The organism is Flavobacterium sp. TMP13, assembly GCF_050847115.1.
Lineage (GTDB): Bacteria > Bacteroidota > Bacteroidia > Flavobacteriales > Flavobacteriaceae > Flavobacterium.
In genome coordinates this window covers 3,089,344-3,101,538 of sequence record NZ_CP193656.1, presented here as the reverse complement: position 1 = coordinate 3,101,538, position 12,195 = coordinate 3,089,344, and the positions used below count along the sequence as shown (strand labels likewise).

The following is a 12,195-nucleotide window of genomic DNA, read 5'->3' as shown; positions in this document are numbered from 1 at the left end:
AACAGCTCCCATCTAATTATGATTTTAATTGTTGACGATATAGAGGCAAACATAATCGCCCTAAAAAAAATTCTTGAACTGAACAATCTTGAAGTCGAAACGGCTACATCAGGAGAGGAAGCGTTGAGAAAAATTTTAAAAACCGAGTATTCTGTAATAATTATGGATGTGCAAATGCCAACTATGGACGGTTTTGAAGTAGCAGAAATTTTGGCGGGAAATCAAAAAACCAAAGATATTCCCGTCATATTTTTATCTGCAGTCAACAAGCAAAAAAAATTCATATCAAAAGGATATGAAACCGGTGGAGTAGAATATATAACTAAACCCGTTGATCCGGACTTATTGATCTTGAAAGTCAAAACTTTTTTGAAAATTTACAACCAACAAAATGAACTAAAAATAGTCCGTGATTTGCTGTCAAAAGAAATTGAAATTCGTAAAAAAGACCAAGCAAATCTAGAGAAAATGGTGAGTGCGAGAACCAAAGAACTAGTTTTAAAAAATGAAGAATTAGAGATGCGTAATCATGAATTGCAGCAATTTTCTTGGGTTGTTTCGCATGATTTAAAAGAGCCCGTTCGAAAAATTCAGATTTTCATTAAAATAATAAAAGAAAAATTTTTAGTTAAGGAGGAAAAATCACTTGATTACATTGACAGAACCATTCGATCTGCTGAAAGAATGCAAAACTTAATTACTGATTTACTAGAATATTCGCGCTTATCCTCCAACGTTCCTCCAGAAGAAACCGATCTTAACTCAATTGTAGATGAAGTGGTTACAGACTTTGACTATTTAATTGATTCTAAACAAGCGGTGCTTCAAATTGACGACTTGCCAACACTTACGGTAATTCCGAGTCAAATGCGACAAGTTTTTCAAAACCTTATCGGTAACTCTCTAAAATTCGCAAAGAAAGATCAAGCTCCTTTAATTACAATAACTGCTGAAATCATTGCGGAAAAATCTTTTGAAAGTGCCGTTTCTGAAAATGGAAGGTATTGCAGATTAGAAGTAAAAGACAACGGCATTGGTTTTGACGAAAGTTATATTGATCGTATTTTTATGATTTTTCAGAGTTTAAACGATCGTAGCGCCTACGAAGGAACTGGAATTGGATTAGCGATTGCAAAAAAAATAATTGAAAAACACAACGGTCTCATAACTGCAAAAAGTGCGTTAGACGAAGGAGCAACTTTTGTAATTATTTTACCTTTGAATGACGAAATAGTTTTATAATACCACTTATCCCCAAAATTCATGAACGGAAATTTTAGAAGAAACGTTTTAATAAGCTCGGCAGTATCAGTACTTATATTATTGATTAGTTCAACTGCTTCGTTTATTAGTATTCGAAGCCTATTAAATAGTAATAATCTAGTCAATCGCACTCAAGATATAATTTACAACTTGAATGAGGGAAATTCGCTAATGCTCGAATCACAAACCAGCATGCGAGGTTACTTGGTTTCAGGTAAAACTTCTTTTTTAAAGAACTACGAGTTAAATGAGAGTAAGGTAGACTCGTTTTTTAACGTTGTTGAAGAATTAACGCTAGACAATCCTGCACAACAGAAACGTTTACTGCAGTTGAAACCATTAAGAGACCAGTATTTCCGCTTTTTAAATCGAAAGATTATAGAGAAAAAAAATGGAGCAGAGTTTTTAGCTTACGATCTGGATGCTGGTCAAGAATTAATGGCTAAAATTAAAGGATTCGTAAAGCGCATCGAGAGCGAAGAACAAGGTCTTTTAATTGATCGAATCGAAAATTCTGAAGAATATGGGAAATACAGTTCATTATTAATTATTATCGCGTTTGCTATTGCACTTTTTATTAGTGTTATATTTTTAATTCGTATTTTAAAAGATTACGAGCAAAGACTTGAATTGCAAAAAGAACTTCAGAAAAAAGAAGAAGAAACTGCGTTGCGAATTGAAACAATTAGCAAAGTAGCGACACAAATTGCCGAAGGAGATTATGAAATTGAAGTAGAAGAGAGTAAAAGCGATACGTTAGGTAGCGTAAGCACTTCTCTTAATAATATGGGTAAATCTTTAGCTACCTCCTTTAAGTTATTAGGTGATAAAGAATGGTTGCAAGCTGGTATGGCCGAATTAAATATGGTGATGCTGGGAGAAAAATTAATTGATCCGTTGTCTGATGATATTATTAAATTTCTTGCCGTTTATACCAATAGCAGCGCTGGCGTATTATATTTATTAGAAGGAAATGTTTTGCATGCAACTTCAGGTTACAGTCATATCGCAACTCCAGAGCGTCAAAAATTTAAAGTAGGCGAAGGATTGATTGGTCAAGCTGCCGTATCAAATAAATTGCTTGAACTTAAAGTGATTGACGATAGTGCCATTCAAATTTCATATGCGTTGGGTAAAATTAAACCAAAACATATTGTTGCTTTTCCTGTTAGAGATAACAAAATTGAAGGAGTTATTGAATTAGCAAGTATTAATGGATATACTGATATAGAAATCGAATTTTTAAATGAAGTAGCCAACAATATTGGTATTGGGTTGCGATCTACAATGAATCGTAAGCGCTTAAGTGATCTATTAGAGGAAACTCAAGCACAATCGGAAGAATTGCGCATTCAGCATAGCGAAATGGAAGCTATAAATGCAGAATTAGAAGCACAAACTGAAAAGTTACAAGCGTCTGAAGAAGAATTGCGCGTGCAACAAGAAGAGCTGCAACAAACCAATGAAGAGTTGGCAGAAAGAAGTGTTTTATTAGAAGAGAAAAACAGTGAAATTCAAAAAAAATCAGAGGATTTAGAGATTACCACACGTTACAAGTCGGAGTTTCTAGCAAATATGTCTCATGAGTTGCGTACTCCTTTAAATTCAATATTATTACTGAGTCGTTTGTTGTCTGAAAATAATGATGACAATATGAATGAGGAACAAATTGAATTTGCAAAAGTGATTCAAAGCTCAGGAGATGGATTGCTGGGCTTGATTGACGAGATTTTAGATCTTTCTAAAATTGAAGCTGGTAAAATGGAACTGGAGTTCTTAGAAGTTTCTACTCAAGAAATTGCGAACACCATGAAGAACTTATTTTCTGAAGTAGCCAAAGAAAAAAGTATAGGTTTTGAGATTAATGTTGACGAAGCGCCTGCTGTTATTAGAACTGACAAAATGCGTTTAGAGCAAATTCTTAAAAACTTAATTTCAAATGCTATCAAGTTTACCGCAAAAGGTCTGGTTACATTTGAAATTAAAGTAGATCCAACTAATAAAAAAACAATTTGCTTTGTTGTTACCGATAGTGGAATTGGAATTCCGCTTGCCAAACAACCTTTGATTTTTGAGGCTTTTCAACAAGCAGATGGCTCTACCAAACGTAAATACGGAGGAACTGGTTTAGGATTATCGATTAGCCGTGAATTGACTAAACTATTAAAAGGAGAAATTAAACTAAAAAGTACTGTTAATCAAGGAAGTGAATTTACTTTGTGTTTACCAGTTTATGGAGATAAAGGACCAAAAAAGAAGAAAAAAGTTAAACTAACTGAAAAAGAGATAGTTATTTCAACAGCTGATAAGCCCTTTGAAAGAAAGTACTTAAGTACCGTAATTCCAAGTGAAATAGCAGATGACAGAGAAAACTTAATTCCAACAGACAAGGTAATATTAATTGTCGAAGACGATATTAATTTTGCTAAATCGTTATTAAAATTTACACGCGATCAAGGTTATAAAGGAGTTGTAGCTGTTCGAGGTGATTACGCTCTTAATTATGCATTAATTTATCGACCAATCGGAATTTTGTTAGACGTAGAATTACCTATGAAAAGCGGTTGGGAAGTGATGGAAGAATTAAAAGGAAATGTGCAAACCCGTCCGATTCCAGTTCATATTATGTCTTCACATAAATTGAAGCAGGAAAGTTTACTAAAAGGCGCTGTTAATTTCTTGCACAAACCGGTTGCATTTGAAAGTATTCCTTCGGTTTTTGAAAAAATAGAGCAAATTATCAATAAAGAATTTCAAAAAGTTTTAATTATTGAAGATAATCCGCAGCATGCGCAAGCATTGGCTTATTTCTTAGAAACATACAACATCAACTCCGAGATTAAAAGTGAAATAGGAGATGGAGTGAACGCTTTAAAAGATCCAGAAGTAGAATGTGTAATTCTAGACATGGGAATACCGGATAAGCAGGCCTACGATATTTTAGAAGGTTTGAAGAAAACACCTGGATTAGAAAATTTACCTGTTATTGTTTTTACAGGAAAGAGTTTGTCGATGAAGGAAGAAGTGAAAATTAAAAAATATGCGGATTCTATTATTGTAAAAACAGCCCATTCGTACCAAAGAATGCTAGATGAAGTGTCTTTATTCTTGCATTTGGTAGAAGAAAATAAAGACAGCTCGAAAGTTGCTAAAAAATTAAATTTATTGAATAATATTCTGAATGGTAAAAAAGTATTAATCGTTGATGACGATGTGCGAAATATTTATTCATTAACTAAATCGCTGGAGGTTTTTAAAATGAATTGTATTAGCGCAATCGACGGCAAAGAAGCTTTACAAATGTTAGAAGAACATCCAGACGTTGATATTGTATTACTTGATATGATGATGCCAAATATGGATGGCTACGAAACAGCAGAACAAATTCGTAAGAAATCGCACTTCAAAAAACTGCCTGTAATTGCTGTGACAGCAAAGGCAATGCAAGGAGATCGAGAAAAATGCATTAAATCGGGCGCTTCAGATTACATAACAAAACCTGTAGACATCGATCAATTGCTTTCGTTATTGAGAGTATGGTTATACGATAAAATTAACTAACTATTTGTTACAAAATGACTAAAAAGAGAATTTTAATTATTGATGACGACCCAAGAAACATATTCGCATTGACGGCTACATTACGTGCGAAATCATTCGAATGTATTTCTTGTTTAAGTGCAGAAGAAGCATTGAAAATATTAGAATCAGAAGATGTATTTGATGCGATATTAATTGACATGATGATGCCCGAAATGGACGGTTATGAAGCAATTCCATTAATCAAAAAAATACCGGCTAGAAAAGATGTTTTGCTTATAGCAGTAACGGCTCAAGCAATGGTTGGTGACAAAGAAAAATGTTTAGCAGCAGGAGCAGACGACTATATTTCGAAACCAATTGATGTAGATAAAATGCTCGCTGCCTTAGATACGATTTAAAATGATAGAAGATATAGAGTTAGAAGCACTCATTAATGACGTGTATGAACATTACGGATTTGACTTTGGAAGCTACTCAAAAGCTTCCTTAAAAAGACGTGTGGACAGGCTTTATCAAATGGATGGCTTCAGTCACTTTCATGAATTTTTATACAGAATTCGCTCAGATGAGAATTATTATAAACGAATGGTCGAAGAAATTACGGTAAATGTTACTGAAATGTTTCGCGATCCTTCTTTTTTTTCTGTTTTAAGAAAAGAAGTAATTCCGTTGCTGGCAACCAAACCGTTTATTAGAGTTTGGCATGCGGGCTGTTCGACGGGAGAAGAAGTTTTTTCGATGGCTATACTGCTTAAAGAAGCAGGCTTGTTGCATAAATCACTTTTATACGCAACAGACATCAACGCAAGTGTCTTAGAAACCGCAAAGAAAGGTGTTTTTCCTTTGCGAATGATGAAACAATATTCGGAGAATTATTTAGCCTCTGGAGGTCAAGAAGATTTTTCTTCGTACTACAGTGCTAATTTTAATATTGCAAAATTTGATTCTGATTTGTCAGAAAAAATGGTTTTCTCGCAACACAGTTTGGTTTCAGACAACTCGTTCAACGAATTTGATTTGATTTTATGTAGAAACGTGTTGATTTATTTTGATAACAATTTGCAATCAAGAGCTATAAAATTGTTTGATGATAGCCTAGCAGTTTTAGGTTATTTGGCTTTAGGTTCTAAAGAAACTATTAAATATACTTTAGGAGATAGTAAATTTCAACAGCTCCGGAAAGAGAAAATTTGGAAAAAAACACAATGAGATCACGATGTAAATTGTTAATAATGGGAGGTTCTGCAGGTAGTTTGCAAGTATTGATTAAAATACTTCCGCAGATACAGCTTCCTATTCCATTTGCTATCGTAATTGTTGTACATCGTAAAAATACAGCTGATACAATTTTAGAAGACTTAATCGCTTTTAAAACGTTTATTCCATTACAGTATGTTGAAGATAAATTACTAATTGAACCTGGCGTCATTTATGTAGCACCTTCTGATTATCACTTGTTGTTTGAAGATAAAAATACAATTGCATTAGACGCTTCAGAAAAAGTAAATTACAGTCGTCCAAGTATTGATGTTTCTTTTGAATCGGCGGCTTATATGTTCAAACAAGAATTAGTAGGCATTTTACTTTCTGGAGCGAACGCAGATGGTACTATTGGTTTACAAATTATCCAAAAACAAGGAGGTATCACTATCGTGCAAAAACCAGAAACTGCCGAAATACCTTATATGCCAGATTTTGCAATGAAAAATTCTGATCCCGACTTTGTCTTCGACGAAGATGAGATTATTAATTTTTTAAATTCAAATCTTTAACTAACAATAATATCGTGCTTAAAAAGCAATCCTTTTACTTCACTTCTCGCAAATAATGCTTTCTTAAGCTTTGTCTTTCCTGGATCAATTGTAAAGTTGTAACTCGTGCTAAAATCTGCTTTCGAGGCATTTGCTTTTCTAAATTCGGCGCGATACAAATCACAGTGGTTAAATGCTAAACTGGATAAATTAGTATCCATAAAATCGACTGCAACTAAGCTACACTTAAAAAAAGTGGCATTACTTAGGTTTAAACTATAAAATTTCGAAAAATCTAGAGTAGAATTTTCAAAATGTACTTCAAAAATAATGCGATCACACATAGCAAAATTAACATCTACAATATGACAATTTTTAAAAGTAACCGTTCTAAATGAAACGTGATTCACTCTGGCTTCATTAAAAACGCACCGATCAAAGACACAATCAATAAAGCTTAAAGCTTTAAAACTACAAGAAGAAAAATTACAATTATGGAATGTACAGCCTTCAAATTCTTTAAAATTTAAATCTTCCTCGTTATAAGTAATATCGCTATAGTTTTGGTCAACAATATATTCAGACATGGCTTTTGTTTTTGTATACTGAAATTTGCATAAAAAAAATGTTGGAACTTTCGCTCCAACATTTTTATATAAAATCTTAAAAAATTACTTTGCTAACAATTCTTCAATTTTAGCTCTAAGAGCATCGCCTCGTAAATCTGTTGCAACTACCTTTCCTGATGCATCTAATATAAAAGTTGCAGGAATAGATTGTACACCATATTGAGCAGCAATTGGTTCATCCCAAAACTTTAAATTTGAAACGTGTGTCCAAGTAAGTTTGTCTTTTGCAATAGCTTCTTTCCATTTTGCAGCATCTTTATCTAAAGAAACACCGATAATGTTAAGACCCTTTTTATGCAAATCGTTATATATTGCAACAACATTAGGATTTTCTTGTCTGCATGGTCCACACCATGATGCCCAAAAATCAACAATTGTTACTTTACCTAAACTTTCTTTAAGAGATACTGTTTTTCCCTCCGGATTAGGAGCAGAAAAATCTGCTCTTCATTGAGGGCTACCAACAGCTGGAGCAGAAGCACCAACAGCAGGCATTTTCATTTGACCGATACTTGTTTTAACAGCAGTACCTGGTTTAGTGTTTTTAATAGATTCATCCAATCCATTGTATAATTTCTCAATAGTAGCAACGTCAGCTGATGGATCGTTTAACATACTTTGAATAATTAATACACTGATAAATGATTTTGGATGAGACTCAGCATATCCAGCATATTTTGCTTTAGATTGTGTAGCTGATTCTTCTTGTATTTTCATGAAGTCTTTCATCAATCCGTTGATAGTCGCAGTATCTTGAGATTGTTGTGCTTTTTGCATTACTTCCATGTTTTTCTTTTGAAAATCATTGGCTTTCTTTTGAAGCACCATCATCTCATCATTAAATTTTACATACTCATCATTGTTGTAAGTACCAGAAATTTTAGATTTATGAATGCTGTCTTTATTAACTACGATGTTAATTTCACCACTTTCAAGGATAAAAGGTACTTGTCCGTTTAAACTTTCAAAATTTAAAACGTGAAAAGCTGGTTCTGTAACTTTACCTTTAATCTCAAATTTACCATTTTCAACTTTTACAGTATCTAAGTTTAAAATTGCTTTCGTAACCGGATCTTGTGTTTGTAAAATAACTGTTTTTCCGTTTTCTACTCCTGTAGCAGTACCTGAAATTATGTATTCGCCTTTACCAACTTTGCTGCAAGAAACAACGGCTAGGACAAGCGATAAGAATAAAATAGTTTTTTTCATTATAATAAATTAGTTAATTGATTTTATAGAGCAAATGTATCTAAAAATACAAAGTAGAAAAATTTTTGAAACCTAAATTTTTGTTATAGTTTCAGTACTTTTTAAGTATTTGTTTTTGAATAACTTAACAAAGGTTTAAAGTCATTTTTTGCTTATACGGCAAGCGAAAATGTATAATTTAAATTGTCATTCAAAAAAAAACACCCATAAAATGAGTGTTTCTTGTATGATTATACGAACTAAACTTTAGTCTTGGTTGATCTTTTTTCTCCAAGTAAAGCTATTCAAAATGTGTCTTTTAGCAAAACGACCTGGCGAATCTGCATTGACCATTTTTACGTACGTTGCTTTTGGAACACTGATGTATTCGTAAACACTTCCGTTAGAAAAATCAATAATTAAACGACCTTCAACAAATTTATAATCTTTAATTGTTGCCGTTGCAATCGTCTCTGTATATTCTGGTAAATTTGCTTTAATCGTTTCAGGATTAATACTTACCAAAAAGTGGTATGCTTCGATAATAGCTTTACTTTTATCTTCTGCATCTTTTAAACCTGCAGCGTCTCCTTGAAATTTATCAGGATGAGATTCTTTCATCGCATCACGATAGATCTTTTTTAAATCTTTTAATTCAGCCGTTTTTTCTACGTTTAGTAACTTGCGGTATTCAACAATTTTTTTCATAAATAAAGATAACTACTTGTCTGTATTTAAAAATGAACTGATTTAGTTCAAATCGACAAATTTTTTGCAAAGGTACACTTTTTTTTAACTTTTCAGAATAGAGCCAAAATATATTCGGTTATTTCTATCACTTAAAACTTTAAGTACTACGTTTTATTGCTCTGGCTTCATATTAGCCTTATCAAAATTTCTAGATTTTTTTGGGTATTTATTATAGCTAATGTCGCTTGGGTTCTCTATAACGGTCTTAATTGTAATTACATCACCTAATTTAAAATTTGATGCTGCCACTTTATAATCCAATAAGAATTCGCCACAAAAAAAATTATTATTTTCATCTTGCTCTAGAATTCCAGTGTAAATTCCTTTTTTTAGCATTTTTGGATCTATCTCTTTCGACATTGTTTTTGTATTTTAATATGAAGGAGCAAAGGTAATCATTTTGAGATTGCACGTTTGTTTTAAAGCATTCTAATTATATTTGCACATGCAAAAAAATTTCAGACCCAGTCCAAACTCCTTCAAAAATACCTTTTGTATTTTTAATGAAGTTTTAATTGACGAAATAAACGGTCTAAAAATTCAGTTTGAAAGTAAAGCAGGAAGTGCTTATTATTACACCGAAGAAGGAATGTATCGGCAATCAAATCATTGGGGACGATTAGCCAATAGTAAATGGAGGTTAATCGCTTTAGATCCAGAAACAGATTTTAAATATAAAATTGGTTTTGCCAAATGGACTTCTTTTTTTCCTGATAACAACGAAGATAGACTCTATTATATCGAAGCTGATCTGCTAAATAATACGGTCACGTATCAGCATAAAAATAACCCAGCTTATGATAATAAAGCAATTTTACGAACCACTTTTGAAACCACTAAGCGAATCAAACAAATTCGGAACTTACAGCAATTGACTTCTTGGGCAAAATATTTTGACTATGATGACATTCAAGAATTGCGTACCCAAATAATAAACGAGCTTATTTTTACACAAAAAACTTTAGAAGATATAAAACGAGAAATATAATGGGTAGAAATAACGAAAGAAATATTAAAAAACACAACGACAAACTGCACAAAGCGCAAGATAAAGTCAAAAAAGCAGCAGCAGATCGTAAAGAAATGCTGAAACAGATTGTTAAAAAGCACAACGAAGACACTAACACAACAGAAAATTAATTATAAATATATGGAAAGCGATAAATTCTCAGCCTTAAAAGAAACAGTACAAGAAATTATTGACTTAATTGCTACCAAAGATTTAAAGACGGCGAATAATAAATTGGTCGAAGTAAGTGAAGAGTTAGACGAATTACTTGATTTTGCTGAAGAAGATGAAGATCTAAGAGAAATTAGTAAATATCAAGTTTTACTCAATCAATTGCACCAAAAAATAAATGCAGCCGAATAATCTATTTACGCGACAGAAAATATGTTACTGCGACACCGGTTTATTATATGAACAATGTTGCGGCTTGTACCATACTAATAAAAAAGCTCCTACTGCTTTAGCATTAATGCGTTCGAGGTATTCTGCATTTGCCTCTCATAATGCAGATTATCTTATGGAAACTACATATGGCTCTGAAAGAAAAAATTATTCAAAGGAAGCTATTTTAGAATGGTCAACTGCCAATGAATGGATTTTGTTGGAGATCATAAAATTCACCGAAAATACAGTAGAATTTAAAGCCTTCTACACTGATGAAAATCAGGTAAAGCAAATCCACCATGAATTTTCTACTTTTATAATGGAAAACGCACAATGGTACTTTTTAAAAGGCGAATAAACGATTTTATTGTAATTCAAAATTGCTTTTCTTTTAACTAAAAATTAGTAAACGTTCTTTTTTAACTCAATCTAAATGAAGTAATTTTAGAAGTATGAAAAACGAACACAAAAAAGGTTTTTATTTTAAAACATATGAGGCACCTTTCCAGTCTCCGTTTGAAAAGCTTTTTGGTATTTTCAAGGAGTTAATTACCCATACTTCGGGTGATTTTGACGAAGCAATTAGTTGGCTTCGCGAACTGGATGTCGAATATAAATTGACCGATGAGAATTATACTATCAATGATTTTATTGAAGATTTGAAGAAAAAAGGCTACATCAAAGACGAACTGAAAGAGGACGGAACAAGCGGAATTGGAATCACCGCTAAAACGGAACGCGCTATTAGACAACAAGCTTTAGATCAAATTTTTGGTAATCTAAAACGTTCTGGATCTGGAAACCACAAAACGAAATATTCGGGAAGTGGAGACGAACATACGGGCGAATTTAGAGAATTTCATTTTGGTGATGGTTTAGAGCGAATTTCTTTAACTGAAAGTTTGAAAAATGCCCAGATCAATAATGGTATGGACGGTTTTAAACTAACTGAAAATGATCTCGTGGTTGAAGATGCGCAGTATAAATCGCAAATGAGTACCGTACTCATGATTGATATTTCGCACAGCATGATTTTATATGGTGAAGATCGAATTACCCCTGCCAAAAAGGTAGCGATGGCACTGGCCGAATTAATTACGACTCGTTATCCCAAAGACACCTTAGATATTCTCGTTTTCGGTAACGATGCGTGGACTATTGCTATTAAAGATTTACCGTATTTAAAAGTGGGACCGTATCACACCAATACTGTTGCAGGTTTGCAGTTGGCAATGGATATTTTGCGTCGTAAAAGAAATACAAATAAACAAATTTTTATGATTACTGATGGTAAACCAAGTTGCGTAAGAGAACGCGATGGTTCGTATTATATGAACAGTAATGGTTTAGATGAATACATTGTTGACAAATGCTACAATCAGGCGCAACAAGCTCGAAAATTACATATACCGATTACCACTTTTATGATCGCTCAAGATCCATACTTGCAACGTTTTGTGAATCATTTTACAGAAGCAAACCAAGGAAAAGCATTTTACACCGGATTAAAAGGTTTGGGAGAAATGATATTTGAAGATTACGAAACCAATAGAAAGAAAAAGATTAAGTAATGTTACTTAACTTACTTAAATACAAAAGTTAGGATAAAATAATTGTAAATAAAAATAAATATTGAAATCTTAAATTTATCAAATTTTTCAATCTTTAATATAAAGTA

The 12,195-nt window shown here is 32.7% G+C and carries 14 protein-coding genes and 1 pseudogene; 10 read left to right on the top strand and 5 right to left on the bottom strand.

Features of this window, described 5'->3' with window-relative positions; all coding sequences use genetic code 11:
- Positions 1–18 precede the first annotated feature (18 nt).
- The 5 genes from ACRASX_RS13435 to ACRASX_RS13415 are packed head-to-tail and all read left to right on the top strand — an operon-like array spanning position 19 to position 6,578.
- Positions 19–1,242: a sensor histidine kinase gene (locus ACRASX_RS13435; RefSeq protein ID WP_066309109.1), complete on the top strand. Its 1,224-nt coding sequence runs from the start codon at positions 19–21 to the stop codon at positions 1,240–1,242.
- Positions 1,243–1,263: 21 nt separating this feature from the next.
- On the top strand, positions 1,264–4,824 hold the full coding sequence (locus ACRASX_RS13430) for a response regulator (protein ID WP_432221589.1): 3,561 nt from the start codon (positions 1,264–1,266) through the stop codon (positions 4,822–4,824).
- Between the two features lie 14 nt (positions 4,825–4,838).
- Positions 4,839–5,204 (top strand): response regulator, encoded by a 366-nt coding sequence (locus ACRASX_RS13425; protein ID WP_432221588.1) that lies wholly within the window; start codon positions 4,839–4,841, stop codon positions 5,202–5,204.
- A gap of 1 nt (position 5,205) precedes the next feature.
- Entirely contained in the window at positions 5,206–6,015 is an 810-nt protein-coding gene (locus ACRASX_RS13420; RefSeq protein WP_432221587.1) for a CheR family methyltransferase, read from the top strand.
- Between the two features lie 23 nt (positions 6,016–6,038).
- On the top strand, positions 6,039–6,578 hold the full coding sequence (locus ACRASX_RS13415) for a chemotaxis protein CheB (RefSeq protein WP_432221586.1): 540 nt from the start codon (positions 6,039–6,041) through the stop codon (positions 6,576–6,578).
- Here ACRASX_RS13415 and ACRASX_RS13410 read toward each other — a convergent pair.
- The 5 genes and pseudogenes from ACRASX_RS13410 to ACRASX_RS13390 all read right to left on the bottom strand — a co-directional run bounded on the left by ACRASX_RS13410 (position 6,575) and on the right by ACRASX_RS13390 (position 9,484).
- Positions 6,575–7,144, bottom strand: coding sequence for a pentapeptide repeat-containing protein (locus ACRASX_RS13410; RefSeq protein WP_432221585.1), 570 nt, complete (start codon positions 7,142–7,144; stop codon positions 6,575–6,577). The genes ACRASX_RS13415 and ACRASX_RS13410 overlap by 4 nt on opposite strands.
- Positions 7,145–7,228: 84 nt before the next feature.
- Positions 7,229–7,615 (bottom strand): annotated as a pseudogene (locus ACRASX_RS13405) (peroxiredoxin family protein); the annotation flags it as partial.
- A gap of 18 nt (positions 7,616–7,633) precedes the next feature.
- Positions 7,634–8,395 carry a DUF4369 domain-containing protein gene (locus tag ACRASX_RS13400; RefSeq protein ID WP_066309122.1) on the bottom strand — a complete coding sequence of 254 codons (762 nt, stop codon included), beginning with the start codon at positions 8,393–8,395 and terminating at the stop codon, positions 7,634–7,636.
- Positions 8,396–8,641: 246 nt separating this feature from the next.
- Positions 8,642–9,082 (bottom strand): KTSC domain-containing protein, encoded by a 441-nt coding sequence (locus tag ACRASX_RS13395; RefSeq protein WP_066309123.1) that lies wholly within the window; start codon positions 9,080–9,082, stop codon positions 8,642–8,644.
- A gap of 153 nt (positions 9,083–9,235) precedes the next feature.
- The gene (locus ACRASX_RS13390) at positions 9,236–9,484 is read right to left on the bottom strand and encodes a hypothetical protein (protein WP_066309124.1); all 249 of its coding nucleotides are present in this window, start codon (positions 9,482–9,484) and stop codon (positions 9,236–9,238) included.
- A gap of 85 nt (positions 9,485–9,569) precedes the next feature.
- Here ACRASX_RS13390 and ACRASX_RS13385 point away from each other — a divergent pair, with 85 nt between their 5' ends.
- From ACRASX_RS13385 to ACRASX_RS13365, 5 genes are all read left to right on the top strand, one after another.
- A complete protein-coding gene (locus ACRASX_RS13385) occupies positions 9,570–10,112 on the top strand; it encodes a hypothetical protein (protein ID WP_432221584.1) in 543 nt (180 codons plus the stop codon).
- The gene (locus ACRASX_RS13380) at positions 10,112–10,264 is read left to right on the top strand and encodes a hypothetical protein (protein ID WP_157492658.1); all 153 of its coding nucleotides are present in this window, start codon (positions 10,112–10,114) and stop codon (positions 10,262–10,264) included. Before ACRASX_RS13385 ends, ACRASX_RS13380 begins: the two co-directional genes overlap by 1 nt.
- Positions 10,265–10,274: 10 nt before the next feature.
- Positions 10,275–10,496 carry a hypothetical protein gene (locus ACRASX_RS13375; protein WP_432221583.1) on the top strand — a complete coding sequence of 74 codons (222 nt, stop codon included), beginning with the start codon at positions 10,275–10,277 and terminating at the stop codon, positions 10,494–10,496.
- A complete protein-coding gene (locus ACRASX_RS13370; RefSeq protein ID WP_432221582.1) occupies positions 10,483–10,875 on the top strand; it encodes a YchJ family protein in 393 nt (130 codons plus the stop codon). Before ACRASX_RS13375 ends, ACRASX_RS13370 begins: the two co-directional genes overlap by 14 nt.
- Positions 10,876–10,969: 94 nt before the next feature.
- Positions 10,970–12,088, top strand: coding sequence for a vWA domain-containing protein (locus ACRASX_RS13365; protein ID WP_432221581.1), 1,119 nt, complete (start codon positions 10,970–10,972; stop codon positions 12,086–12,088).
- The last annotated feature ends 107 nt before the right edge of the window (positions 12,089–12,195 follow it).